Source organism: Kocuria sp. CPCC 205235, from assembly GCF_040980905.1.
Lineage (GTDB): Bacteria > Actinomycetota > Actinomycetes > Actinomycetales > Micrococcaceae > Kocuria > Kocuria carniphila.
In genome coordinates this window covers 46895-71883 of sequence record NZ_JAVKPR010000006.1, presented here as the reverse complement: position 1 = coordinate 71883, position 24989 = coordinate 46895, and the positions used below count along the sequence as shown (strand labels likewise).

The 24989-nt window shown below is 64.1% G+C and carries 22 protein-coding genes, 4 tRNA genes and 1 pseudogene; 21 read left to right on the top strand and 6 right to left on the bottom strand.

Features of this window, described 5'->3' with window-relative positions:
* Positions 1-47: 47 nt before the first annotated feature.
* Both RF638_RS06280 and bcp read right to left on the bottom strand, forming a co-directional pair.
* Positions 48-132: transfer RNA gene (locus RF638_RS06280), tRNA-Leu, on the bottom strand.
* 109 nt (positions 133-241) lie between these two features.
* Positions 242-712 (bottom strand): thioredoxin-dependent thiol peroxidase, encoded by a 471-nt coding sequence (bcp, locus tag RF638_RS06275; protein WP_095797319.1) that lies wholly within the window; start codon positions 710-712, stop codon positions 242-244.
* Between the two features lie 206 nt (positions 713-918).
* On the opposite strand from bcp, the gene RF638_RS06270 reads away from it, so the two are divergent.
* Complete coding sequence (locus RF638_RS06270) at positions 919-1407, top strand: MarR family winged helix-turn-helix transcriptional regulator (RefSeq protein ID WP_368841595.1); 489 nt, start codon at positions 919-921, stop codon at positions 1405-1407.
* A gap of 118 nt (positions 1408-1525) precedes the next feature.
* On the opposite strand, the gene RF638_RS06265 is transcribed toward RF638_RS06270, so the two are convergent.
* A tRNA-Lys gene (locus RF638_RS06265) sits at positions 1526-1598 on the bottom strand.
* 172 nt (positions 1599-1770) lie between these two features.
* Between RF638_RS06265 and RF638_RS06260 the strand changes: the two genes are divergently transcribed.
* From RF638_RS06260 to RF638_RS06205, 12 genes are all read left to right on the top strand, one after another.
* The gene (locus RF638_RS06260) at positions 1771-2757 is read left to right on the top strand and encodes an NAD(P)-dependent oxidoreductase (RefSeq protein ID WP_368841594.1); all 987 of its coding nucleotides are present in this window, start codon (positions 1771-1773) and stop codon (positions 2755-2757) included.
* A 293-nt stretch (positions 2758-3050) separates the two neighbouring features.
* Entirely contained in the window at positions 3051-4931 is a 1881-nt protein-coding gene (locus RF638_RS06255; RefSeq protein ID WP_129701930.1) for an acetolactate synthase large subunit, read from the top strand.
* 3 nt (positions 4932-4934) lie between these two features.
* Positions 4935-5444, top strand: coding sequence for an acetolactate synthase small subunit (gene ilvN, locus RF638_RS06250; protein ID WP_095797315.1), 510 nt, complete (start codon positions 4935-4937; stop codon positions 5442-5444).
* 90 nt (positions 5445-5534) lie between these two features.
* Positions 5535-6560, top strand: a complete 1026-nt coding sequence (ilvC, locus tag RF638_RS06245; RefSeq protein WP_129701932.1) for a ketol-acid reductoisomerase — start codon at positions 5535-5537, stop codon at positions 6558-6560.
* Between the two features lie 146 nt (positions 6561-6706).
* A complete protein-coding gene (metG, locus tag RF638_RS06240) occupies positions 6707-8260 on the top strand; it encodes a methionine--tRNA ligase (protein WP_368841593.1) in 1554 nt (517 codons plus the stop codon).
* A gap of 131 nt (positions 8261-8391) precedes the next feature.
* Positions 8392-9471, top strand: coding sequence for a 3-isopropylmalate dehydrogenase (locus RF638_RS06235; RefSeq protein ID WP_095797312.1), 1080 nt, complete (start codon positions 8392-8394; stop codon positions 9469-9471).
* 26 nt (positions 9472-9497) lie between these two features.
* Entirely contained in the window at positions 9498-10595 is a 1098-nt protein-coding gene (locus RF638_RS06230) for a branched-chain amino acid aminotransferase (protein WP_095797311.1), read from the top strand.
* A gap of 54 nt (positions 10596-10649) precedes the next feature.
* On the top strand, positions 10650-11423 hold the full coding sequence (locus RF638_RS06225; RefSeq protein WP_095797310.1) for a fumarylacetoacetate hydrolase family protein: 774 nt from the start codon (positions 10650-10652) through the stop codon (positions 11421-11423).
* A gap of 144 nt (positions 11424-11567) precedes the next feature.
* The gene (gene gltX / locus RF638_RS06220) at positions 11568-13082 is read left to right on the top strand and encodes a glutamate--tRNA ligase (RefSeq protein ID WP_368841592.1); all 1515 of its coding nucleotides are present in this window, start codon (positions 11568-11570) and stop codon (positions 13080-13082) included.
* Positions 13083-13167: 85 nt separating this feature from the next.
* Positions 13168-13239, top strand: a tRNA-Gln gene (locus tag RF638_RS06215).
* A gap of 121 nt (positions 13240-13360) precedes the next feature.
* Positions 13361-13433 (top strand) — tRNA-Glu (locus tag RF638_RS06210).
* Between the two features lie 421 nt (positions 13434-13854).
* On the top strand, positions 13855-14358 hold the full coding sequence (locus tag RF638_RS06205) for a GNAT family N-acetyltransferase (protein ID WP_129700496.1): 504 nt from the start codon (positions 13855-13857) through the stop codon (positions 14356-14358).
* Positions 14359-14382: 24 nt separating this feature from the next.
* Here the strand turns inward: RF638_RS06205 and RF638_RS06200 are convergent, their stop codons facing one another.
* Entirely contained in the window at positions 14383-14811 is a 429-nt protein-coding gene (locus RF638_RS06200) for an arsenate reductase ArsC (protein WP_274543001.1), read from the bottom strand.
* 50 nt (positions 14812-14861) lie between these two features.
* Between RF638_RS06200 and RF638_RS06195 the strand changes: the two genes are divergently transcribed.
* From RF638_RS06195 to RF638_RS06185, 3 genes are all read left to right on the top strand, one after another.
* Positions 14862-15239, top strand: a complete 378-nt coding sequence (locus RF638_RS06195; protein ID WP_238663098.1) for a helix-turn-helix transcriptional regulator — start codon at positions 14862-14864, stop codon at positions 15237-15239.
* Between the two features lie 65 nt (positions 15240-15304).
* Entirely contained in the window at positions 15305-17059 is a 1755-nt protein-coding gene (locus RF638_RS06190) for a dynamin family protein (protein WP_095797306.1), read from the top strand.
* Complete coding sequence (locus RF638_RS06185) at positions 17056-18723, top strand: GTPase (RefSeq protein ID WP_368841591.1); 1668 nt, start codon at positions 17056-17058, stop codon at positions 18721-18723. The genes RF638_RS06190 and RF638_RS06185 overlap by 4 nt, the downstream gene beginning before the upstream one ends.
* Positions 18724-18752: 29 nt before the next feature.
* Here RF638_RS06185 and RF638_RS06180 read toward each other — a convergent pair whose 3' ends face one another.
* Entirely contained in the window at positions 18753-19451 is a 699-nt protein-coding gene (locus RF638_RS06180) for a YafY family protein (protein WP_315278042.1), read from the bottom strand.
* A 73-nt stretch (positions 19452-19524) separates the two neighbouring features.
* Here RF638_RS06180 and RF638_RS06175 point away from each other — a divergent pair, with 73 nt between their 5' ends.
* Both RF638_RS06175 and RF638_RS06170 read left to right on the top strand, forming a co-directional pair.
* Positions 19525-20256 carry an alpha/beta fold hydrolase gene (locus RF638_RS06175; RefSeq protein WP_368841590.1) on the top strand — a complete coding sequence of 244 codons (732 nt, stop codon included), beginning with the start codon at positions 19525-19527 and terminating at the stop codon, positions 20254-20256.
* A 54-nt stretch (positions 20257-20310) separates the two neighbouring features.
* A pseudogene (locus RF638_RS06170) lies at positions 20311-20436 on the top strand (IS481 family transposase); the annotation flags it as partial.
* Here the strand turns inward: RF638_RS06170 and RF638_RS06165 are convergent.
* A complete protein-coding gene (locus tag RF638_RS06165) occupies positions 20433-21167 on the bottom strand; it encodes an IclR family transcriptional regulator (RefSeq protein WP_158222947.1) in 735 nt (244 codons plus the stop codon). The pseudogene RF638_RS06170 and the gene RF638_RS06165 sit on opposite strands and share 4 nt — an antisense overlap.
* A gap of 235 nt (positions 21168-21402) precedes the next feature.
* Between RF638_RS06165 and leuC the strand changes: the two genes are divergently transcribed.
* The 3 genes from leuC (at position 21403) to murA (ending at position 24950) form a co-directional block, all read left to right on the top strand.
* Positions 21403-22869: a 3-isopropylmalate dehydratase large subunit gene (gene leuC, locus RF638_RS06160; RefSeq protein WP_095798295.1), complete on the top strand. Its 1467-nt coding sequence runs from the start codon at positions 21403-21405 to the stop codon at positions 22867-22869.
* Between the two features lie 62 nt (positions 22870-22931).
* Entirely contained in the window at positions 22932-23531 is a 600-nt protein-coding gene (leuD, locus tag RF638_RS06155; protein WP_095798294.1) for a 3-isopropylmalate dehydratase small subunit, read from the top strand.
* Between the two features lie 99 nt (positions 23532-23630).
* Entirely contained in the window at positions 23631-24950 is a 1320-nt protein-coding gene (gene murA / locus RF638_RS06150; RefSeq protein ID WP_095798293.1) for a UDP-N-acetylglucosamine 1-carboxyvinyltransferase, read from the top strand.
* The last annotated feature ends 39 nt before the right edge of the window (positions 24951-24989 follow it).

Sequence of the window (24989 nt, the reverse complement as noted above, 5' to 3'; positions counted from 1 at the left end):
GAGCTGATCCTTTCACCGAACGACAGCTGAACCGGAGCTATCCGGGATGGTGCGCAAGACGGGAATCGAACCCGCACGCCGTGAGGCACAGGAACCTAAATCCTGCGTGTCTACCAGTTCCACCACTCGCGCAGCTCGCGCGGGGGTCGCCCGGCGAACGTCAACCATGGTAACCGGACAACCACCGCGCATTGTGCCGCCCCGCGGGCAGGGGCCCGCAGGGCAGCAGCAACGACGCCGCTCAGTCCAGCTTGAGGTCGCGGCGCAGCTTGGCCACGTGGCCCTTGGCGCGCACGTTGTGTTGGGCGAGCTCCACGTTTCCAGCGGCGTCCACCACAACGGTGGAGCGGATAAGACCTTCATAGGTCTTCCCATAGTTCTTCTTCTCGCCCCAGGCTCCGTAGGCCTCGGCCACTCTGTGATCCTCGTCGGAAAGCAACGGGAAGGTGAGTTCTTGCTTGTTCGTGAATCGCTCGAGGGCTGCCGGCGCGTCAGGGGAAATGCCCAGCACCGCGAAACCCTCGGACGTGAACGCGGCCAGGTTGTCGCGGAAATCACAGGCCTGCGTGGTGCAGCCGGGCGTTGAGGCCTTCGGGTAGAAGTAGACGATCACCCGCTGGCCGCGGAAGTCGGCCAGCGACACGTCCCGACCGTTAGCGTCGGGCAGGGTGAATTCGGGTGCGGGTTCTCCGACGATCAACGTGCTTGTCATAGAGGGGATTCCTTTCCAATGAGTGACAGTCGTCTCGCATCTCGACTGGCTGCGCGATAGCATGACAGTGTTACAACTGAAGAGTTCGAAGGCAGGTTCATGCGTAGGTTATCCGCTTGAGCGTAGAAATCTATGTCATAAACTTGCCTTATCAGTACCCTGACCATAGTCTGATGGGTTGATCCGAAGCGGGTATAGTAGAGCGTATGTCTTATAGAAACCAGTGGCCCACGAATCGCCTGCTTTCCGCGGCAGCGCGTCTAGTGGAGCATGCGTGGAACGAGAGCCTGGCATCTCTCGGTATTACCCACGCGGGCGTGATGGCCCTGGACGTCCTGCAAGCTGAGGGCAGCATGACCCAAGCGCAACTCGCACACAAGGTCCGCGTTCAAGCGCAGACCATGGGCAAGACCCTGCACCGACTGGAAGTCCACGGGCACATCACCCGATCCAAGAACGTTCGTGATCGCCGTTCACACGTCGTGTCCATTTCTCCCGAGGGGGAGCAGGTGCTGGCCACGGCCTCCAAACTGGAAAACGATCTGCTGGGTGAAGGCACCCTGGTGGATGAGAACCTCCGTCGTTCCTTGGCGGAGATCATTTCAACTCTGGGTGGCGCCCGGTGGAAGCTGGAAGTTTCCGACGACGGTGTGGTGCGGCAGGACAGTGACGATCCCGTGACGGCCAAACAGTAAATTTCTGAGCAACTGCGCCACCCTTCCCAGGGTGGCGCAGTTTTTCTGTGCACCGGAGGCTCGGAAAGTAAAAAAATCCGGCCACATTGCTGGTGCAATGCGGCCGGATCATTCGGGGTGCGCCCCCTGGGACTCGAACCCAGAACCCATTGATTAAGAGTCAATTGCTCTGCCAATTGAGCTAGAGGCGCTGGCGTTACCGAAGAAGAAAGTTAGCACATGATCGGATCCGTGAGGAACCGCTCCGTGCCGGGTTTCCCCTGCGCAACGAGAGATAACTTTAGCACCGCATGGCGATCTGTCCAATTAAGCGTGCGTGGCGCCGGACACGTTCCCAGCGGGGCTCGCACGTACCATGGAGCCATGACTTCTCAGCACCCCGACGTTGCCTTGTCAGACCTGCGCGTGATCTCACTGCCCGAGCAAAAACTCTTCGATCAGATCAGCGACGAACTCAGGGACTTCACCTGTGTGCTGTGGGATTTGGAAGGTGAGCCTGAGGGTTGCGCCCGCGAGGACATCGATATCGCCGTGGCTCCGTACTTCAGCGGTCGCTGGATGAAGGACCCGTCCGTGGTGGAGAACGTCAAGCTTCTGCAATTGCAGTCCACCGGCTACAACGGGGTGCCAGAACGAATCGGCCCGGACGTCGCACTCGCCTCGGCGGGCTGGGTACACGCAGCCGGCACCGCTGAGATCGCGGTGGGTCTGATCATCGCCGCCCAGCGAAACATGGATCGGGCGATCCTGCAGCAGAAGGAAGGTGTCTACAAGCGGTACTTTTCCCGCGCCGTGGCCGACTCCCGGGTCGCCGTGGTGGGCATCGGGGAAATCGGATCGGCCGTGATTGACCGCCTGCGCCCGTTCGAGGTTGAGATCACCCGCGTGGCGTCGTCGGCCCGGGAGGATGAACAGGGCCAGGTGCGCGGCGTTGATGAACTGGACCAGATCCTGCCCGAAACCGACATTCTGGTGGTGGCCCTGCCCCTGACCGAGAAGACGGAGAACTTGTTCAACGCCGCGATGCTCGCCAAACTGCCCGACGACGCCCTGGTGGTCAACGTGGGTCGCGGCTCGTTGGTCAACACGGACGCGTTGACCGAAGAAGTGGTCGCGGGCCGGCTCCGTTGCGCTCTCGACGTGGTTGATCCTGAACCCCTGCCCGGTGACCATCCGCTCATGAGCGCGGCGGGCTCCATCGTGCTGCCGCACGTGGGTGGCTCCAACGTGTCTTATCGGCCGCGCGTGCGGGGTCTGATCCTGCAGCAGATCGAACTCATCAAAGCCGGTAAGGCGCCGCAATTTTTGGTGCAATCCGGGCGACTCGATCTCGATTCCGCGGGGGAGTAGTTCATAATGTGAGACATGGTGTCCGAAGATTGACACAAGAGACGCGCGCCTCACTACAGTGGGTGTCATGCAGTTCGCACCCAGTGACGTCGTAGACCTTGGAGTCGTTGTTCTTATCGGACATCGGGCCTGAGGAAAATACGTCGCGCGTGGACACAGGCCCGAACGCTCACGAAACCCGTGGCGTGAGGGCCTTTCCTTATGTATAACGACCCGCATCGGCTCACCGTTATCGGTCAGGGGACGGCCCGCCCGGCGTTCAGCACCAACAGCAGGTAAAGGAAATATCCACTATGAGTAAGGATCAGCCGATCTCACCGGCCGTGATGGCCCATCGGCGAGCCGAGAACACCTCCGCGTCACTGGTGGGCGCGGAGACGGATCAGCACCCCGTGGCCACCGCGGTGGTCGGTGCTGAGGGCCCGGAGGAAATGACGGGTTCGCGAGCCATCATCCGTTCACTCGAGCAGCTCGGGGTCACGGATGTCTTCGGTCTCCCGGGTGGTGCAATCCTTCCCACCTATGACCCCCTGATGGACGCGGAGAAGATCAACCACATCCTGGTGCGTCACGAGCAGGGCGCGGGACACGCCGCCGAAGGTTATGCCTTGGCATCCGGTCGCACGGGTGTCTGCATTGTGACCTCGGGCCCCGGTGCCACCAACCTGGTCACCGCTCTTGCGGACGCCAATATGGACTCGATCCCCATGGTGGCCATCACCGGTCAGGTCTCGAGCGCATTCATTGGAACCGACGCGTTCCAGGAAGCGGACATCGTGGGCATGACCATGCCCATCACCAAGCACTCCTACTTGGTGACCGATCCCAACGACATTCCCCGGGTGTTGGCCGAGGCCTTCCACCTGGCTTCGACCGGTCGTCCGGGTCCCGTCCTGGTGGACGTCTCCAAGGACGCCCAGGTCTCGACCATGACGTTCAACTGGCCGCCCCAGCTGGATCTGCCCGGTTATCGCCCGGTCACGCGCGGTCACTCCAAGCAGATCAAGGAAGCGGCCCGCCTCATTGCGGCCGCCGATCGCCCGGTGCTCTACACGGGCGGCGGAACCATGCGCGCCGACGCCGCTGCGGAGCTCCTCGAACTCGCGGAGCTCACCGGAGCGCCCGTGGTCACCACGCTGACGGCGCGAGGCGTGTTCCCGGATTCGCACGAGCTGAACCTGGGTATGCCGGGCATGCACGGCACGGTGCCGGCCGTGTACGCGATGCAGCAATCGGACCTGCTGATCACCCTGGGCGCGCGCTTCGACGACCGCGTCACCGGTCAGCTGGACACTTTCGCACCGAACGCCAAGGTGATCCACGCGGACATCGACCCCGCCGAGATCTCTAAGAACCGTACGGCGGACGTCCCGATCGTGGGCGACCTCAAGACCGTGATTTCGGACCTGACGGATGCGGTCCGGCAGGAATTCGAGACCGCCGAGAAGCCGGACCTCGGCACGTGGTGGACCACGCTGTCCACCTTGCGCGACACCTACCCGCTGGGCTACACCCGCACCGATGACGGACTGGGCAGCCCCCAGCACGTGATCGAGCGCATCTCGGCCCTGACCGGCCCGGAGGCCGTGTACGTGTCCGGCGTGGGTCAGCACCAGATGTGGTCCGCCCAGTTCGTTGACTACGAGCGTCCCCGCCAGTGGCTGAACTCGGCAGGCCTGGGCACCATGGGCTTCGCCGTTCCCGCCGCCATGGGCGCACAGGTGTCCCAGCCGGACCGCGTGGTGTGGGCGATCGACGGCGACGGCTGCTTCCAGATGACCAATCAGGAACTGGCCACGTGCGTGATCAACAACATCCCCATCAAGGTCGCGGTGATCAATAACTCGTCGCTGGGCATGGTGCGTCAATGGCAGACCCTGTTCTACGACGGTCGTTACTCCAACACCGAGTTGAACACCGGTCACAATTCACGCCGCGTACCGGATTTCGTGAAGCTGGCCGAGGCCTACGGTTGCGCTGCCCTGCGTTGCGAAAGCGACGACGAGGTGGATGACGTGATCAAGCAGGCCTTGGAGATCAACGACCGGCCCGTGGTGATCGACTTCGTGGTGTCCGCCGACGCCATGGTCTGGCCCATGGTGCCCTCGGGCGTGTCCAACGACCAGATCCAAATTGCCAAAAACCTGACTCCTGACTGGAACTCGGAGGACTAATCAATGAGCCGTCATACTCTCTCCGTTCTGGTTGAAGACAAGCCCGGCGTGCTGACGCGCGTTGCCGGTTTGTTCGCTCGCCGTGCGTTCAACATCCACTCCCTGGCCGTGGGCCCCACAGAGCTGCCCGGGATTTCCCGGATCACCGTGGTGGTGGATGCTGACGGCGAATTGCTGGAGCAGGTCACCAAGCAACTGAACAAGCTCATCAACGTCATCAAGATTGTTGAGCTCGCCCCGGAGAACTCCGTGCAGCGTGACCACATCATGGTCAAGGTGCGCGCGGACGCGTCCACGCGTTTGCAGGTCACCCAGGCTGCAAACCTGTTCCGGGCCACCATCGTGGATGTCTCCACCGAGTCCGTGGTCATCGAATCCACGGGCGCGCGGGACAAGATCCACGCCCTGCTGGACGTGTTGGAACCGTTCGGCGTGCGAGAAATTGTTCGCGCTGGCACGCTGGCCTTGGGACGCGGTCCCAAGTCCATGTCGGACCGCGCGCTGCGGCACTAGCACCACCTCACCCTTGATCGGGTTCCGCTCGGGACGCGGTGCTCGATCTGAACAGCAGTCCCACCATCGAATGAGGAGATAGACAACCCCATGGCAAAGATCTACTACAACGACGATGCAGATCTGTCGATCATCCAGAACCGCTCCGTGGCCATCATCGGTTACGGCTCCCAGGGTCACGCCCACGCGCTGAACCTGCGTGATTCCGGCGTGGACGTCCGCATCGGTCTGGCCGAGGGTTCCAAGTCTCGTGCGAAGGCCGAAGCACACGGTCTGCGCGTGCTCACCGTGGCCGAGGCCGCCAAGGAAGCCGACGTCATCATGATCCTGACCCCGGACCAGGTCCAGGCCAAGGTCTTCGAGGAGTCCATCAAGGACAACCTGAACGAGGGCGACGCCATCTTCTTCGCCCACGGTTTCAACATCCGTTTCGGTTACATCAAGGCCCCTGAGGGCGTTGACGTGGCCATGGTCGCACCCAAGGGTCCCGGCCACACCGTGCGCCGCGAGTTCGAAGCCGGCCGCGCCGTGCCCGACCTCGTGGCCGTCGAGGTCGACGCTTCCGGCAAGGCACTCGAGCTGGCACTGTCCTACGCCAAGGGCATCGGTGGCACCCGCGCCGGCGTCATTGAGACCACCTTCACCGAGGAGACCGAGTCGGACCTGTTCGGCGAGCAGGCCGTACTGTGCGGCGGCATGTCGCACCTGGTGCAGCAGGGCTTCGAGGTCCTCACCGAGGCCGGCTACCAGCCGGAGATCGCCTACTTCGAGGTGCTCCACGAGCTCAAGCTGATCGTGGACCTGATGGTCGAAGGCGGCATCGCCAAGCAGCGCTGGTCCATCTCCGACACCGCTGAGTACGGCGACTACGTCTCCGGCCCGCGCGTGGCTGACGCTCACGTCAAGGAGAACATGCAGGCAGTTCTCAAGGACATCCAGGACGGCACCTTCGCCGAGCGCTTCATGGAGGACCAGTCCAGCGGCGCCAAGGAGTTCAAGGAGCTGCGCTCCAAGGAAGAGTCCCACCCCATCGAGGAGACCGGCCGCGAACTGCGCTCCCTCTTCGCGTGGGAGCAGACCGATGAGGACTACACCGAGGGCACTGCCGCTCGCTGATCGGTCCTGATCCGGCACTCCAGTTGGGTGCCGTAGTTCGATCGCCGACGCCGCCGCGAGAGTTCACGCGAACTCTCGCGGCGGCGTCGTGCTGTCCGGTGTTCCCGAAGCAAGAAAAGTGGCGGACGGTCGCTAGAGTGGAGGGCGTGAGCGAGCAGATTCCCTACTACCTGACCACCGCGATTTCCTACCCGAACGGGTCCCCGCACATCGGGCACGCGTACGAGGCGATTGCCGCGGACACCATGGCGAGATTCAAGCGACTGGACGGCTACGACGTGCGCTTCCAGACCGGAACGGACGAGCACGGCCAGAAGATGCAGCAGACCGCCGAGAAACAGGGCGTGTCGCCCCGTGAACTCGCGGACCAGAACGCCTCCCAGTTCAAGGAGATGGACGACGAGCTGCAGGTCAGCTACGACCGTTTCATCCGCACCACGGACGAGGATCACTACGCCGCGAGCCAGGACATCTGGAAGCGGATGGAGGCCAACGGGGACATCTACCTGGACAAGTACGCCGGCTGGTACTCCGTGCGCGACGAGGCCTACTACGCCGAGGACGAAACGGAGGTCCGCGAGGACGGCCAGCGCTACTCGATCGGCACCGGTACCGAGCTGACGTGGACCGAGGAGGAGAGCTACTTCTTCCGCCTCTCGGCCTACCAGGACAAACTGCTGGAACTGTACAAGACGGGCTTCGTGCAGCCCGAGACTCGCTCCCACGAGATCGCGTCCTTTGTGAACGGCGGTTTGCAGGACCTGTCGATCTCACGCACGACGTTCGACTGGGGTGTGCCCGTACCCGGCAACCCGGACCACGTGATGTACGTGTGGGTGGACGCCCTGACCAACTACCTGACCGGTCTGGGCTACCCGGACACCGAGGACACCAACTTCCAGAAATACTGGCCCGCGGATCTGCACTTGATCGGTAAGGACATCGCGCGATTCCACGCCGTGTTCTGGCCGGCATTCCTGATCTCGGCCGGACTCGAGCTGCCCAAGCGCGTGTATGCCCACGGCTTCCTGTTCAACCAGGGCGAGAAGATGTCCAAGTCCGTTGGCAACGTGATCGACCCGCACTCACTCATCGAGGAGTACGGACTGGACCAGCTGCGCTTCTTCCTGTTGCGCGAGGTTCCTTTCGGCCAGGACGGCAATTACTCCCACGACGCGATTGCTTCACGCATCAACTCGGATCTGGCCAACGATCTGGGCAACCTGGCCCAGCGCAGTCTGTCCATGGTCGCCAAGAACCTGGGGGGAGTGGTCCCCGAACCGGGTGAGTTCACGGCCGAGGATCGGGCCATGCTCGATGAGGCCAACGCCGTGGTCGAGACGTTCCGGACCGCGTTCGACGCCCAAGCTTTCCATCGCGGATTGGAGGGCGTATGGCGCGTGATCGCCAACGCCAACCGCTACTTCACTGCGCAGGAGCCGTGGGTGCTGCGTAAGACGGATCCGGAGCGGATGGCCACCGTGCTGTACGTGACGGCGGAGGTGCTGCGCATCGTGGCGATCCTGGTGCAGCCGGTCATGCCGGATTCCATGGCCAAGCTGCTGACCCAACTCGGTCAGCCCGAGGGCGAAGCCCGGCAGTACGCGGCGATTTCCCAGCGCCTCGCGCCCGGCACCGAGCTGCCCAAGCCGACCGGTGTGTTCCCGCGCTACGAAGAACCCGAGGTCCTCAAGGACTGAACGCACGAGCTGTAGGTGATGCGGCGGCGTCGTCATGCGAACGTGACGGCACCGCCGTTTTACTGTCTCAATATCCGAGACACGAATTCACGTTGTGGAATACCCGCCCTCGCCGGATTTAGGCTGGGAGCATGAGCGAAGCATCGTCGAACGCAGCCACCAAGTACTCGATCGCCGTGATTCCCGGAGACGGAATCGGCCCCGAGGTCGTTGCCGAGGCGGTGAAAGTACTCGATGCCGTGACCGAACCCGCGGGCATCACCCTGGACAAGACCACCTACCCGCTGGGCGCGGAGCACTGGTTGGCCACGGGCGAAGTCCTCAGCGACGAGACCATGGACAAACTTCGCGGCCACGACGCTATCCTGTTCGGCGCGGTCGGTGCGGCCCCCAATGACACCCGCATTCCCTCCGGAATCCTCGAGCGTGATCTGCTGCTGAAACTGCGCTTCACGTTCGATCACTACATCAACCTGCGCCCGGCCACCCTGTACCCGGGAACCACCAGCCCGCTGGCCGAGCCCGGAGACATCGATTTCGTGGTGGTCCGCGAAGGCACCGAGGGCCTCTACGCCGGCAACGGCGGCCGCGTGCGCCAAGGCACCGAGCACGAGATCGCGACCGAGGTCTCGATCAATACCGCCCACGGTGTGCGCCGCCTGGTCAAGTACGCGTTCGAGCTGGCCCAGAAGCGTCCCCGCAAGAAGCTCACCCTGGTGCACAAGCACAACGTGCTGGTCAACGCTGGTCGCCTGTACCAGGAGACCGTCAACGAGTTCGCGCCGCAGTACCCGGACGTCACCGTGGACTATCTGCACATCGATGCCGCCACGATCTTCCTGACCACCGATCCCTCCCGGTTCGACGTGATCGTGACCGACAACCTGTTCGGCGACATCCTCACGGACCAGGCGGGCGCCGTGACCGGCGGTATCGGCCTGGCACCGTGCGGTAATATCAACGCAGATCGCACCGCGCCGTCCATGTTCGAGCCCGTTCACGGTTCCGCTCCGGACATCGCGGGAACCGCAACAGCTCAGCCGGTGGCTTCCATCCTCGCCGCCGCCATGATGCTGGAACACCTGGGCCACGAGGATCTCGCAGACCAGATCAACCAGGCAGTGCGCCGGGATCTCGAGACGCACGGCAATGAGCAGCGCAGCACCGATCAGGTGGGTGACCACATTGTGGCCGCCCTGAAAGCCGCCTGAATCCGAGCAGTCGAAGGAGAACACTCTTGAGCACCCAGTTCGTCCGTCAGCCCAACCCGCATCCGGCCACCGGTGAGGTTCGGAACGCCATTTTGGCCAACCCCGGCTTCGGCGTGCATTTCACGGACAACATGATCTCCATCGACTGGACCGGTGACGTGGAGAAGGGCAACGGACAGTGGGAGAACCCGCGCCTGGAGGCGTACGGTCCCATCGCGTTGGATCCTTCCGCTGCCGTGTTCCACTACGGCCAGGAGATCTTCGAGGGGCTCAAGGCCTACCGGCACGAGGACGGCTCGGTGTGGACCTTCCGCCCGGAGGCGAACGCGGCTCGGTTGAACCAGTCCGCTGAGCGGCTGGCGCTGCCGGCCCTGCCCGAAGAAACGTTCGTGGATGCCGTGCGGGAATTGGTGAGCACGGACGAGAAGTGGGTGCCCTCCGGTGACGGCGAGTCCCTCTACCTGCGTCCTTTCATGATCGCGACGGAACCGTTCTTGGGCGTGCGTCCTTCGCGGCAGGCGCGGTTCTCGGTGATCGCGTCCCCGGCCGGTAATTACTTCGGCACCGTGGAGCCCGTGGACATCTGGTTGTCGCGCACCTACGCTCGCGCTGGCAAGGGCGGCACCGGTTCGGCCAAGTGCGGTGGCAACTATGCGGCGTCGTTGATTGCCCAAATGGAAGGTGACGCCCACGGCTGCAGCCAGGTGCTGTTCCTCGACCACGAGCGCGACGATGCCATTGAAGAACTCGGTGGCATGAACGTGTTCTTCGTGTTCAAGGACGGCCGCGTGGTGACCCCCGAACTCACCGGAACCATCCTCGAAGGCGTGACCCGCCGCTCGATCATCGAACTCGCCAAGGAACGCGGTCTGCAGGTCGAGGAACGTCGGTTCACGCTGGATGAATGGCGCGAAGGTAAGGCCTCGGGCGAGTTGACCGAGGTGTTCGCGTGCGGCACCGCGGCGGTCATCGCACCGGTTCGTCGTCTCGTCAGCAACGATGAAGTCATCGGTAACGAGGACGACCAGCCGGGCGAAGTCACCATGTCCCTGCGTCAGCAGCTGCTGGACATCCAGACCGGTCGCGTGGAGGACACGCACGGCTGGCTCACGCGACTGGCTTGATCGCTCACCGCTCAACGCGGGGTCGAGGTGGACCGTGCTGTGTAGCCTAAAGGCATGCGCATTGCACGGTTCACCTTTGACAATGAAATTCACTTCGGCGTGGTCTCCTGCCCCGAGGGTCAGGAGAAAATCACCTATCTTTCGGGCGACCCCCTCTACGTGGGCGTGCAGCCCCTCGATCGCACGGTGGACATCTCCGAGGTGCGGTTGCTGGCACCGGTGATTCCGCGCTCCAAGATCGTGTGTGTTGGTCGCAATTACGCGGACCACGCCGCCGAGATGGGTAACGAGCTGCCCACCAGCCCCATGCTGTTCTTCAAGCCCAACACGGCCGTCTCCGGTCCCGGCGACCCCGTGTCGTTGCCGTCCTGGACCGAGCAGGTCTCCTACGAGGCGGAGCTCGCCGTGGTCATCGGGCGCATGTGTAAGGACGTTCCGGTCGAGCGCGTTCCCGAGGTCGTCTTCGGCTACACCGGGGCCAACGACCTCACCGCCCGCGACGCGCAGAAGACGGACGGTCAGTGGGCACGCGCCAAGGGTTTCGACGGCGCCTGCCCCCTGGGTCCGTGGGTCGAGACCGAGCTGGATACCACCTCACTCGCCGTACAGTCCCGCGTCAACGGGGAACTCAAGCAGGACGGCAACACCGGAGACATGGTCTTCGATGTGCCCACTCTGGTCTCCTACGTGTCCCAAGCATTCACGCTGCTGCCCGGTGACGTGATTCTCACGGGCACCCCGGCCGGTGTGGGCATCGTGGACGAGGGCGACACCTTGGACGTGGACATCGAAGGTATCGGTCGCCTCACCACGGTGCTGCGCCGATAGTCCCAGTCCCCGCAGCCGGTCTCCGGTGGTCGCAGTCCGCAGGGCTCTTATCCTGTAAAGCTGTGATCACCGGGTCCTGCAGAATGCCCCGAAGAACGGCGTGAATGCGGGCGCGGTGACACGTGAGCCTAGAATGGTCACATCATGACTGACCTCCAGACTTCACTTCACCCCACCGTTTCCGCCGACACTCCCATGCGCGTCCGCTTCTGCCCGTCACCCACGGGCACTCCGCACGTGGGACTGATCCGCACCGCACTGTTCAACTGGGCCTGGGCCCGCCACACCGGCGGCACCATGGTCTTCCGCATCGAGGACACGGATGCCGCCCGCGACTCCGAGGAGAGCTTCGGCCAGATCCTCGACGCACTCGCCTGGTTGGGTATCGACTGGGACGAGGGCGTCAACGTGGGCGGCCCGCACGAGCCCTACCGCCAGTCCCAGCGCGGTGACATCTACCAGGACGTCCTGGCCAAGCTGGTCGAGTCCGGTCATGTGTACGAGGACTTCTCCACTCCGGACGAGGTGGAGGCGCGCCACAGGGCCAAGGGTGAGGACCCCAAGCTCGGTTACGACAACTATGACCGTGACCTGACCGATGAGCAGAAGCAGGCATTCCGCGACGAGGGCCGCAAGCCGGTGCTCCGTCTGCGCATGCCGGACGAGGACATCTCCTTCAACGACTTGGTCCGCGGTGAGATCTCCTTCAAGGCGGGGTCGGTGCCTGACTTCGTGGTGGCACGCGCCAACGGCAAGCCGCTCTACACCCTGGTGAACCCGGTGGATGACGCCTTGATGGGTATCACCCAGGTGCTGCGCGGCGAGGACTTGCTCTCCTCGACCCCGCGCCAGATTGCGCTGTACCGCGCGCTCATGGACATCGGAGTGGCCGAATTCATCCCGGAGTTCGGTCACCTGCCCTACGTGATGGGTGAAGGCAACAAAAAGCTGTCCAAGCGCGATCCCGAATCCAACCTGTTCCACCACCGGGACAACGGCTTCATTCCCGAGGGTCTACTGAACTATCTTGCTCTGCTGGGCTGGTCACTGTCCGCGGACGAGGACATCTTCAGCGTGGAACAGCTCGTGGAGAACTTCGACATCCACAACGTTCTGGCCAACCCCGCGCGCTTCGACGTCAAGAAGGCCACGGCCATCAACGGCACCCACATCCGTTTGTTGGATCCGCAGGACTTCCGCAATCGTTTAATTCCGTACCTGCAGTCCGCCGGACTGGTGGGGGAGACCCTGACCGATGAGCAGAACACGATCCTGGATCAGGCAGCACCCCTGGTGCAGGAACGCATGAACCTGCTGGGCGAGACCCCGGGCCTGCTGGGATTCCTGTTCCGCTCCGATGATCAGATCCAAATCGCCCCGGATGCTCAGAAGCAGCTCAAGGAGAGCGCTCCGCAGGTTCTGCAAGCCGCCATTGATGCACTCGAGCCGCTGGAGGACTTCACTGCGGAGAACATCGAGACCGCTCTGCGCGAGGCAATTGTCGAGGGCTTGGAAATCAAACCGCGTCTGGCCTTCGGTCCCGTGCGCACAGCCGTGTCCGGTGAGCGAATCTCCCCGCCCCTGTTCGAGTCACTCGAAATCCTGGGTAAGGGATCCTCCCTGAACCGGATCAAGGCCCTCGCCGCGCAGCTCAGCTAGGCGCCCTTTCGTCGGTTTGGCTCCCGCGCAGCGAGCGGGTATAGTTATTGCTCGTTGCGCGGGAGCGAAAGCCCTAGCAAAACATTGGGATATGGTGTAATTGGCAACACAGCGGTTTCTGGTACCGTCGTTCTAGGTTCGAGTCCTGGTATCCCAGCGCTGACCATCCACTGATCTAGCAGCGGATGGAATGCACCGAGCGAGCAAGTTGGTGCTGGCACAATCTGATGTTACTGTTTAGTCCGTCGATTGAGCCGAAAAGCTTCTCGGTCAACTAGGGCCCCATCGTATAGCGGCCTAGTACGCCGCCCTCTCACGGCGGTAACGCGGGTTCGAATCCCGCTGGGGTCACGCATGTGACGAAACCCCGTCTCCTTTTGGAGGCGGGGTTTTTTCGTGCCCTGACGGCGGTGCCTATAACCCGGGTTAAAGGCCAGAAACGGGTTATAGGTCATAAACGTGTTGCTAGTTCGGGCGTGTTGAGTTGGGTTAGAAGGCTCTACCTGCGGGTTTTAGGCCAGAAACGTGGTGCTGGTTCGGGTGTGTCATGGGTTCTGCCCACATCTGAGGGGCCGTTGGAACCCTCTACAACACTTCAGGCGTCGTTAGAGCCTTTTTCGGCGACCGGGAGGGTTCTTACAGTGCACCAGGTGGGTCGGAGGGTTCTCGCGGCCCCCGGGATGTGGGTGACGCTGCCCGAGGAGGCGAGGAGGCGAGGAGCCGGCGTCGTCGGCTGGATGTACGATTTTCGGTCGGTTCATAGACTGATGGCATGATCTTTCGCGTTTCCGACCTCACATCCGATGACCTCGAGGCGCTCACCGGCCTGATCATGGACGACGACGGGTACTCCATGCGCGTGTTCGGGCGGCCACCCAAGGCCGACGCCGCTCGAGACGTTCTCCACGCTCGGCCACCTAGTCTTGGCCCCGAGTCCAAGATCACCCTGGGGTTGTGGGACGATGACCGACTTATTGGGGTGGCAGATGCTGTGCGCGACTACCCGCAAGCACATGTCATGTACGTGGGTCTGCTTCAGGTGGCCCCCGACAGCCACGGCAAGGGGGCCGGGCGAGCCCTTCATGATGCTCTGGTGGACCAGGCACGGAACTCTTCCGGGATCGCCACACTCCGGCTGTCGATCGTGGCGACCAACGCGGAGGCCGCGGAAGGGTTTTGGCGCCGGCTCGGATACGAACCCACGCGTGAGGCCAAGGAATGGGTGCGTGAGGACGGCGTGATCACCACCGCCCACATCTATGAAAAGGCGGTGTGACTCGACCCGGCCATGATCAAACCGCTACGAAGATTCCGTACCAGTCGGCACCAGTTCGTCGATCAAGTGCTCGACCCGTGCCCGGATCTCATCACGAATGGGCCGGACGGCGTTGATGCCCTGACCTGCGGGATCGTCGAGCTGCCAGTCCTCATAGCGTTTGCCGGGGAAGATCGGGCAGGCATCTCCGCAGCCCATGGTGATGACCACGTCGGACTCCTTGACGGCTTCCGTGGTGAGGATTTTCGGCTGAGCCGCGCTCATGTCGATGCCTTCTTCCGCCATGGCGTCGACGGCAACAGGATTGACCGAATCTCCCGGTGCTGATCCGGCGGAGCGAACCTCCACTCTGCCTTGAGAGAGGTGTGACAGGTACGCGGCCGCCATCTGGGAGCGACCCGCGTTGTGGACGCACACGAACAGGACGCTGGGTTTCGAGGATTCAGTGCTCACGATCCCGAGATTACGGATCACATCGACACTCGTCAATGTAAGATGAACGAATGACCGCCACATCAGAGCCCTTGGACGTCGCCTCCTCTGCGTGCTGCACACCCACCCCGGAGAGCAGCGAATGCTGCTCGCTGTCCCAGGGCGTTTTGAGCGCCCAGGATGCTCAGCGAGTGGCCGGGGTGCTCAAGGCGCTCGCGGATCCCATGCGTTTGCGGCTGCTGTCCCACATGGCGGCGCAGGGTTGCGACAGCGTGTGCTCGTGCAACTTCACGGATGAGCTGGGCATCAGCCAGCCCACGGTCAGTCACCACATGAAAAAACTCGTGGACGCGGGGTTGATCACGCGCGAGCAACGGGGGAAATGGGCGCATTACAGTGTGGTCCCGCAAGCGTTTGCGGAGGTTCGCACGCTGCTCGACCTGCGCTGAGCCACGGTGCGTGGCGTTTCCCGTGATACGCCGCGCAAGCGCCTGAACACTGGCACAATGGCGGCGTGAGCACCGAAAACGCATCTGCCACTCCGCTGATCGAAGCGCTTGAGCAGACCCGAGACCTGTTGAGCTCCACCACGTTGCCCCTCGCCACGGCCAGTGCGCCGCAGCAGCGCGAGACCGTCGGCCGGGCCGTTGCCCAGCTTGACGACTACGTGCTGCCGCGCGTTCGTTCCCTGGACGCCCCGCTGCTCGCGGTGGTCGGCGGCTCCACCGGCGCGGGTAAATCCACGCTGGTCAACGCACTCGTGGGGCACCCGGTGACCCGTTCCGGTGCCATCCGCCCCACCACGCGCCGACCGCTCCTGATCCATCATCCCAACGACGCCGCTGCGTTCACTTCCCAGCGCGTCCTCCCGCACCTGGCGCGCGTCCGCGGCAAGCTCATGGATCCCACCGTCACGGCTCCTGCCCCCAACGACGGCGATCGTCCGGTCGAGGACACCGGCTCCCTGGTGTTGCTCGCCGACGAGAAGATCCCGCAGGGCCTCGCGGTGCTCGATGCTCCGGACGTCGACTCCGTCTCGGACGACAACCGGGCGCTTGCCGCTCAACTGCTCTCCGCGGCTGACCTGTGGCTGTTCGTCACGACCGCCAATCGCTATGCGGATGCGGTGCCGTGGCAATTGCTGCGCAATGCGGCCGGCCGCGACATCACCGTGGCCGTGGTGCTGGATCGTGTGCAGGCGGCGTCGGCGGTGGAAATCCAGGATGACCTGCGCCGGATGCTGAACCAGGAAGGCCTGTCGCACGCGCCCATTTTCGTGGTGGAGGAATCTCCGCTCAACGAACTGGGCATGCTGCCGCCACACGTGGTGGCACCGTTGCGGGGCTGGCTCGAAGAGCTCGGGGCCGACGCCCAAGCACGCTCGGATATTGCGGCGCGCACCCTGGGCGGAGCCGTGCGCGAACTCGCGGACACCACCGATCGCACCGCGGACGCGGTGGAGGGCCAACAGCGCACGGAGGATCATTTGCGCCGTGAGGTGACCACCGCCTTCGATGACGCGCTGGAGGCCATTATCGACTCGACCCGTGACGGCACTCTGCTGCGCGGGGAGGTGCTCGCGCGCTGGCAGGACTTCGTGGGAACCGGTGAGTTCTTCCGAAACCTGGAGGCCGGGATCGGGCGGGTGCGCGACCGGATCACCGCGTTCTTCAAGGGCGAGCCCGCCCCGGAGGTTCAGGTCGAAGAAGCCATTGAAACCGGACTCCAGGCGGTGATCGTCGAGCATACGGCCCGGGCATCGGAGCTGGCCGAGCGGCGCTGGCGTGATGAAACCTCGGGGCAGGTTTTGCTTGCGGGTCGCGACTTGTCCGCACTGCCGGAGAACTATCCCGAGACCGCGGCCGAACACATCCGCGCGTGGCAGTCGGATGTCATGCTCATGATCCAGCAAGAAGGTGCGGGTAAGCGCACGCAGGCCCGCGCCATGTCCCTGGGCGTCAACGCGCTGGCCGTGATCCTGATGATCGGCGTGTTCTCCATGACGGGTGGCCTCACGGGCCTGGAAGTCGGCATTGCCGGTGGCTCCGGCGTGGTCGGCACCAAGCTGCTCGAGGCGGTTTTCGGCGAGGACGCCGTACGACGCATGAGCCAGAAGGCCCGCGAGAACCTGGAAACCCGCATCAAGCACCTGTTGGATCAGCGGGCCAAAGCGTTCCTGGACCGCGTGGACGAACTGGGCGAACACCCCACCGCGGGCGAGTTGCGCTCCGCTGCCCAGCACATTCGCACGGCCGGTGAAGCCCTGTGAAACTTCGCAACAAACAACCCGAGATCACACTGTCCGACCGGATCAAGGGTCTCGCGGAAGCCACGGAATTGGCCGGGGGTCGCCTCGATCAGGATGCCGTGACGGCAGCCCGTGACGCACTGGATCGTGCGGGGGAGCGGCGGGCCCTGTCCGCCGATCACACCGTGGTCGGTTTCTTCGGGGCCACCGGTTCCGGCAAATCCACGCTGTTCAACGCGGTGGTTGGACAGGAGTTGGCGCGCACCGCTGCGCGCCGGCCGACGACCTCTCAACCGCTCGCCGCCATTTGGGGTGACGAGGGTAGCGAAGCCCTGCTCGACTGGTTGGACGTCAGCGATCGCCACGTCGTGGGGCCGGCGCTGAGCATCAGCACCGGTAAGGGTCGCAAGGCCAGCACCACGAGTGGCGGACTGGTCCTGCTGGATCTGCCCGACTTCGACTCGGTCACTCGAGAACATCGGGAGATCGTGGACCGCATGGTCGGCCTGGTCGATGTGGTCGTCTGGGTGGTCGACCCGCAGAAGTACGCGGACGCCGTACTGCACCAGGATTTCGTGCAACCGCTGTCCCGCCACGGAGCGGTGACCATGGTGGTGCTCAACCAAGCCGACCGTTTGGCGCCGTCGGACCTGCCCAACGTGTTGGCCTCGCTGCGAGAACTGCTCGCCCAGGACGGACTGCCCACCTCGGGGCCCAGCACCCCGGTGGCCGTGTCCGCACTGGCCGGTGACGGTGTTCCCGAATTGCGTGAGCGCATCCACGGGATCGCCGCGCACCGGGCGGCCGCGGGACAGCGGCTCGAAGCGGACGTGGTTCACGCCGGGCAAATGCTCGCGCAAGCAGCCGGTGAAGGCGATCCGCGTGGCATCACGCGCGAGGCGAGTGAGCGTTTAACCGCGGGCCTCGTTCGGGCCGCCGGCGTGGACCTCATTGCCGACGCCGCCGCACGCTCCTATCGCTTGCGCGCGGGCAAACACACCGGCTGGATCGCCACGCGCTGGCTCGCGAAGTTCCGCAAGGACCCGCTCAAGCGGCTGCACATCGAAAGCCATGACAAGGGCTCGGACCCCTCGGTCCACCGCACCTCACTGCCTCCCATGAACGCCGCGCAGAAGGCCGCAGCGGATTCGGCGGTCCGTAACTACGCGGACGCCGTGTCCGAGGGCGCCGGGGCACCGTGGCGACGCAGCGTGCGCGTGGCCGCCCGCTCCCACGAATCGCGTCTTCCGGATGCGCTCGACCAGGCTGTGGCCCGCACCAAGTTCTCCGCACGCTCCGCGTCCTGGTGGTGGATCATTTTCGACGTGCTGCAGTGGATTGCGATGGCGATGACCGTTCTGGGACTGCTCTGGCTGCTGGGCCTGTTCGCCGCCGAATATTTCCAGATTCCGCTGCCCCCGCCACCCACGGTCGAAGGCTTCCCGCTTCCGGTGCCCACGCTCATGGTCATCACGGGCGTGGTGGTTGCGATCTTCTTGGCCATCACGGGCGGGGTGGTCGCCTCGATCGCCTCCCGCATGCGGGCCTCCCGACTACGACGCCGCCTGGGCGAGTCGGTGCGCGAGACCGCGCGCGAGCTCGTGGAGACCCCGGTGGAACGCGAACTCGAAGCGCATCGCCGCTTTGGAGACTCACTGGCCACGACCACGAGTCCCGTGGCCTAGGTGCTCATCGGAGAGGGGGACCGAGGCAGTCACTCGTCTCCGCCGTGCACTGGCCTGGCGTTCTCTGGAGGCTCTCCGACCTCGTGGACGGCATGGCCATTGCTGGCCGTCTTGGTGACGCTTGCCCGTTCGATGCGTGATACGGCGAACCATCGCATCGCGTCGCGCAAACGGCACCACCCGACCAGGTACCACCTCCCACTCGCCGAAGCGAACAGCACCGGCTCGACGTCACGAATCGTCGTGTTGCCGTCTCGTGATGTGTAGCGGATACGAATCACCCGTTGCTCGGCCATCGCCTCCTCCACTGCTGACCTGACGGCGCGAGAGGAGGCGGGAAGCGCGTCGACCCAGATTCGGTTGGCCAGCTCGTATGCATGCGCTCGGGTCCTGGAGTCGAGGACGTCCATGATCTTCCGGATGCCGGCCGCAGCCAGATCCGCGTAGGGAGCGTCGGGCGCGGCAGACACAGCCGCCATGAGCGCCACGGCCTGAGACGAGGACAGGGTGACGGGAGGCAGCGACCCGCTTTTGGCCAGCCCATACCCACCGCCCGGGCCCGGACGAGACCAGATCGGCTCACCACTGTTCTCCAGGGCACTGAGGTCTCGTTTGACAGTCCGCACCGACACCTCGAACTCTCGCGCCAACCGCTCAGCGGTGACGCCCCGCGCGCCGCTGCGACGCAACATCTCGGACAGGGCATGAAGACGTTCGGATCGCCTCACAGCTCAGGCCTTGGCCAATTCATGCCATAAATAGTGACACACTCTTGTCCATCTGGGCTGGGAGGGTAGCCACATGACAACTACTAAGAGCAGTCCAACCATCGTTCTCATCGCCGGCCATTGGCTGGGAGCGTGGGCATGGGACGAAACCCTTGAACACCTCGAAGCCGCCGACATTCGTGCAGTCGCGATGACTCTGCCTGGTCTCGACGGAGACGACAACAACCGTGCGGCTAAGACTCTCGACGACCAAGCAGCAGCGATCCGGGACGTCATCACTCGGCGAGGCGATCAGCCTGCGATTCTCGTCGCTCACAGCGGCGCCAACGCCCCCGTCAGCCTCGTCCTTGACCGGCACCCCGAGCTCGTCGCCCGGGTGATGTGGGTTGATTCCGGCCCCGTGGCGGACGGCACCGTCTTTGCCCCTGACTTCCCGGCTGAGCTCGATGAGCTACCTCTGCCGTCGTTCGATGCCCTCGGACAGCAGGCGAGTCTCGAAGGCTTGAGCGCCGAGGACCTTGAGCGATTCCGGACGAGGGCTGTCCCGGAGCCTGCCTCAGTGCTCCGTCAACCCGTCGAGCTGGTGAACGAGTCCCGCCACGGCGTCCCGACGACCTTAGTGTGCTGCTCAATCTCGGGCGAGCAGGTAACGGAACTGGTCCAGGCAGGTCACCCCATGTTTGCCGAGGTCGCGAATCTCGAACACGTCGACATCATCGACCTCCCCACGGGACACTGGCCCATGTGGAGCCGACCGCGCGACCTCGCCGAAATCATCCGATCCGCGGCATCGCAGACCAGCTGAATTGCACTCGCGACCTGATGGGACCAGCCGATTCGGCTGGTCCCTTTTCGTTTCGAGGCCGAGCGCCGCGGTGAACTCGAGGGGCGGCTGCACTATGACAACCATCACCACCGCGATACTGCCTGCGAGAATCTGCCGCCGTACTCACGATTGACCAAAGCGTCCGGTGAGTACACCTAGGCGGCGCTCACCCGCACCGCCTCGGTTAGCTGACGGGCGGCCTGCACGACTACTTCCGCGTGCTTCTGTCCAGGCTGCTTGGACAGCCGTTCAATGGGACCGGAAATCGACACGGCCGCGATGACCCGCCCGGAAGGCCCGCGCACCGGCGCCGAGACCGAGGCGATGCCCGGCTCGCGCTCGCCGATCGACTGGGCCCAGCCGCGGCGTCGTACGCCGGCCAAGGTGGTGGCCGAGAAGCGAGCGTGCGCGAGGCCCTCGATCAATCGGGCGTGGTCCTCCCATGCGATCAGAACCTGCGCGGCGGAACCGGCCTTCATGGACAGTTGAGTGCCCACAGGAATCGTGTCGCGCAGGCCGATGGGGCGTTCGGCGGAGGCCACGCACACGCGCCATTCACCCTGACGACGGAACACCTGCGACGACTCCCCGGTGGCATCGCGCAGTTGGAGCAACACCGGTGCCGAGGCGGAGATGAGACGGTCCTCGCCCGCGGCCGATGCAAGCTCGACGACGCGCGAGCCCAGGACGAACCGGCCTTGGACATCACGTCCGACGAATCGGTGATGGGCCAAGGCCACCGCCAGTCGATGCACGGTGGGGCGGGCCAGACCCGTGGCCTCCACGAGATCCGCGAGCGAAGCGGGTCCGGCTTCGAGCGCGTCCAGAATGAGAGACGCCTTGTCGATGACACCCACCCCCGACGGCGAGAAGGACGACTCCACGGGCATGCCCGCACCCGTGCCCCGTCCGCCGAGCGGAGTTCCGAGGAGTGCGCCGGTGGGATCCATCGCATCAAGATTGTCCATGCTCTAAGACTGCCGTCTCACAATGCGAGAAGCAAGCGAGTACACTGGAACTGCTCGGCGTGTCCCGTGGACCATAGAGAAAACACGGTGCCGAGCGATCCACGCGAGGTACCCCGCGACCGGTTCACCGGCGCAGCCATGATCAGGAGAGGTTTAGATGTCAGAAACCACCGGAGCCCGCACCACTGCGCAGGATTCCAGCGCCACTCCGCGCACGCTCGCCGAGAAGGTCTGGACGGATCACCTGGTGCGCCAGGGCGAGAACGGCCAGCCCGACCTGATCTACATCGATCTTCACCTCGTCCACGAGGTCACCAGCCCCCAGGCCTTCGAGGGTCTGCGCCTGGCCGGCCGTGGCCTGCGTCGCCCCGATCTGACGATTGCAACCGAGGACCACAACACGCCCACCGAAGATATTTTCTCGACCATCAAGGACGAGACTTCCCGCAAGCAGATCGACACCCTGCGTGCCAACTGTGAAGAATTCGGTGTTCGACTGCACTCCCTGGGAGACGCGGAACAGGGCATCGTGCACGTGGTGGGACCGCAGCTGGGTCTGACCCAACCGGGCATGACCGTGGTGTGCGGTGACTCCCACACCTCGACCCACGGTGCGTTCGGCGCGCTGGCTTTCGGTATCGGCACCTCCGAGGTCGAGCACGTCATGGCCACCCAGACTCTGTCGTTGGCTCCGTTCAAGACCATGGCCATCACGGTGGAAGGCACGCTCAAGCCGGGCGTGACCTCCAAGGACATCATCCTGGCGGTGATTGCCAAGATCGGCACCGGTGGTGGTCAGGGTTACGTGCTGGAATTCCGGGGCTCGGCCATTCGGTCGCTGTCGATGGAAGCCCGCATGACCATTTGCAACATGTCGATCGAGGCCGGTGCCCGCGCGGGCATGATCGCTCCGGACCAGACCACGTTCGATTACGTCCAGGGCCGACCGCATGCGCCGCAGGGCGAGGACTGGGATGCCGCGGTCGAGTACTGGAAGACCCTGCACACCGATGAGGGCGCCGAGTTCGACAACGAGGTGTTCATCGACGCGGACGAGCTGGAACCGTTCGTCACGTGGGGCACCAACCCCGGCCAGGGTGTGCCGCTGTCCGAGCCCGTGCCCAACCCGGAGGACGCGGGGGACGACAACGCCAAGGACGCCGCCCGCCGCGCCCTGGAGTACATGGGCCTGGAAGCCGGGACTCCGATGAAGGAGATCCCCGTGGACACCGTATTCCTGGGGTCGTGCACCAACTCACGCATCGAGGACCTGCGGATCGCCGCGGACATTGTGAAGGGCCGGACCAAGGCCGAGAACGTGCGCATGATGGTGGTCCCCGGTTCCGCCAAGGTCCGCTTGCAGGCCGAGGCCGAGGGCCTGGATCAGGTGTTCAAGGACTTCGGTGCGGACTGGCGCTTTGCTGGTTGCTCCATGTGCCTGGGCATGAACCCGGATCAGCTGGCACCGGGGGAGCGCTGCGCCTCGACCTCCAACCGCAACTTCGAAGGACGCCAGGGTAAGGGTGGTCGCACCCACTTGGTCTCGCCCGTGGTCGCCGCCGCGACCGCCGTGCGCGGAACCCTCAGCGCGCCGTCGGACCTGGAATCCGTGCCCGCCGTCTAAATCGATTCTCGGCGCCCGGCCGGACCGGCAGGCGGCCCAGTAACTGTAGTAAGGACCTCACCATGGAGAAATTCATTACCCACCGCGGCACGGGTGTGCCGCTCAAGCAGTCGAACGTGGACACGGACCAGATCATCCCGGCCGTCTACCTCAAGCGCATCACCAAGACCGGCTTCGACGACGCGCTCTTCGCCGGTTGGCGGAAGAACCCTGACTTCGTGCTCAACCAGGACGTCTACAAGGACGGTTCCGTGCTGGTCGCTGGGTCTGACTTCGGCACGGGTTCCTCCCGTGAGCACGCCGTGTGGGCGCTGCGCGACTACGGCTTCAACGTGGTGATTTCCTCCCGTTTCGCCGACATTTTCCGCGGTAACTCCGGCAAGCAGGGTCTGCTGGCGGCGCAGGTGGACCAGTCGGACGTGGAACTGCTGTGGAAGCTCATGGACGAACAGCCCGGCATCGAGATCGAGGTGGACCTCGAGTCCAAAACCATCACGTGCGACACCGTCACGGTCCCGTTCCAGATCGACGACTACACCCGGTGGCGTCTGATGGAAGGACTGGATGACATTGGTCTCACTCTTCAGCATGACGAAGACGTCAAGGCCTACGAAGACGGCCGACCGGCGTTCAAGCCCGTCACGCTCCCGGCAAAAAGCTGAGAACTCAGTGCGCTGATAAGTCTGTCGACTCGTTAGAATAGCCAGGTTCCGTACTGCGCTATGCGATGGAATGTTAGCTTCCCCCGAGATCGGTAGGTCATGAGTTCTTTACGAATCACCGGCGGAGTTCCGCTGTCAGGTCAGGTAACCGTCCGCGGAGCCAAGAACCTGGTTCCCAAGGCCATGGTCGCTGCGCTGCTCGGTTCCACACCGTCAGTTCTCGGCAACGTCCCCGAGATCAAGGACGTGTCCGTGGTGACCAACCTCCTTGGTCTGCACGGGGTCTCGGTCACTCGTGATGGCGCCGACGGCGTTCTCACCCTCGATCCGTCCAACGTCACCCAGGCGCGCCACGCGGACATCGACGCGCACGCGGGGGATTCTCGAATCCCGATCCTTTTGTGCGGCCCGCTGCTGCACGCGTTGGGTGAGGCGTTCATTCCCGACCTGGGTGGCTGCCGCATCGGTGACCGACCCATCAACTACCACCTGGAAGTGCTGCGCAACTTCGGTGCGCGTGTCGAGAAGCTGGAATCCGGCATCCGCATGAGTGCACCACACGGGTTGCAGGGCGCCAAGATCGATCTGCCCTACCCGTCCGTGGGCGCCACCGAACAGGTCCTGCTCACCGCGACCCGCGCCGAGGGTCACACCGAACTGCGGGGGGCCGCGACCGAACCCGAGATCATGGACCTGATCGCCATTCTGCAGAAGATGGGCGCGATCATCACGGTCCAGACCGACCGCGTGATCCGCATCGAGGGTGTTCCTGAGCTGCGCGGCTACAAGCACCGTGCCCTGCCGGACCGTATCGAGGCGGCGTCGTGGGGTTCCGCGGCACTGTCCACCGGCGGTGACATCTTTGTGGCCGGGGCCAAGCAGGCGGACATGATGGCCTTCCTCAACACCTACCGCAAGCTCGGTGGCGGCCTGGACATACAGGACGAGGGCATCCGCTTCTACCACCCGGGTGGCGATCTGAACCCGCTCATCGTGGAAACCAACGTGCACCCCGGATTCATGACCGACTGGCAGCAGCCCCTGGTGGTCGCTCTGACCCAGGCCAAGGGCGTGTCGATCGTGCACGAGACGGTCTACGAGAATCGTTTCGGTTTCACCCGCGCGCTCAACCGCATGGGTGCCGGAATCCAACTGCACCGCGAGTGCCTGGGGTCCGTGCCGTGCCGCTTCGGTCAACGCAACTTCCTGCACTCCGCCGTAATTTCCGGCCCCACGCCTCTGAAGGCCACGGACATCAACATCCCCGACCTGCGCGGTGGCTTCTCGCACCTGATCGCGGCCATGGCGGCGGACGGCGTTTCACACGTGACCGGTATCGAACTGATCAAACGAGGCTACGAGCACTTCACCGATAAGCTGGCGGGACTGGGCGCGGACTTCGATCTCGAAGAACGCTGAGCACCTGTCGGCCCAGCGAGTGTCTGTCACGAGCGGTGT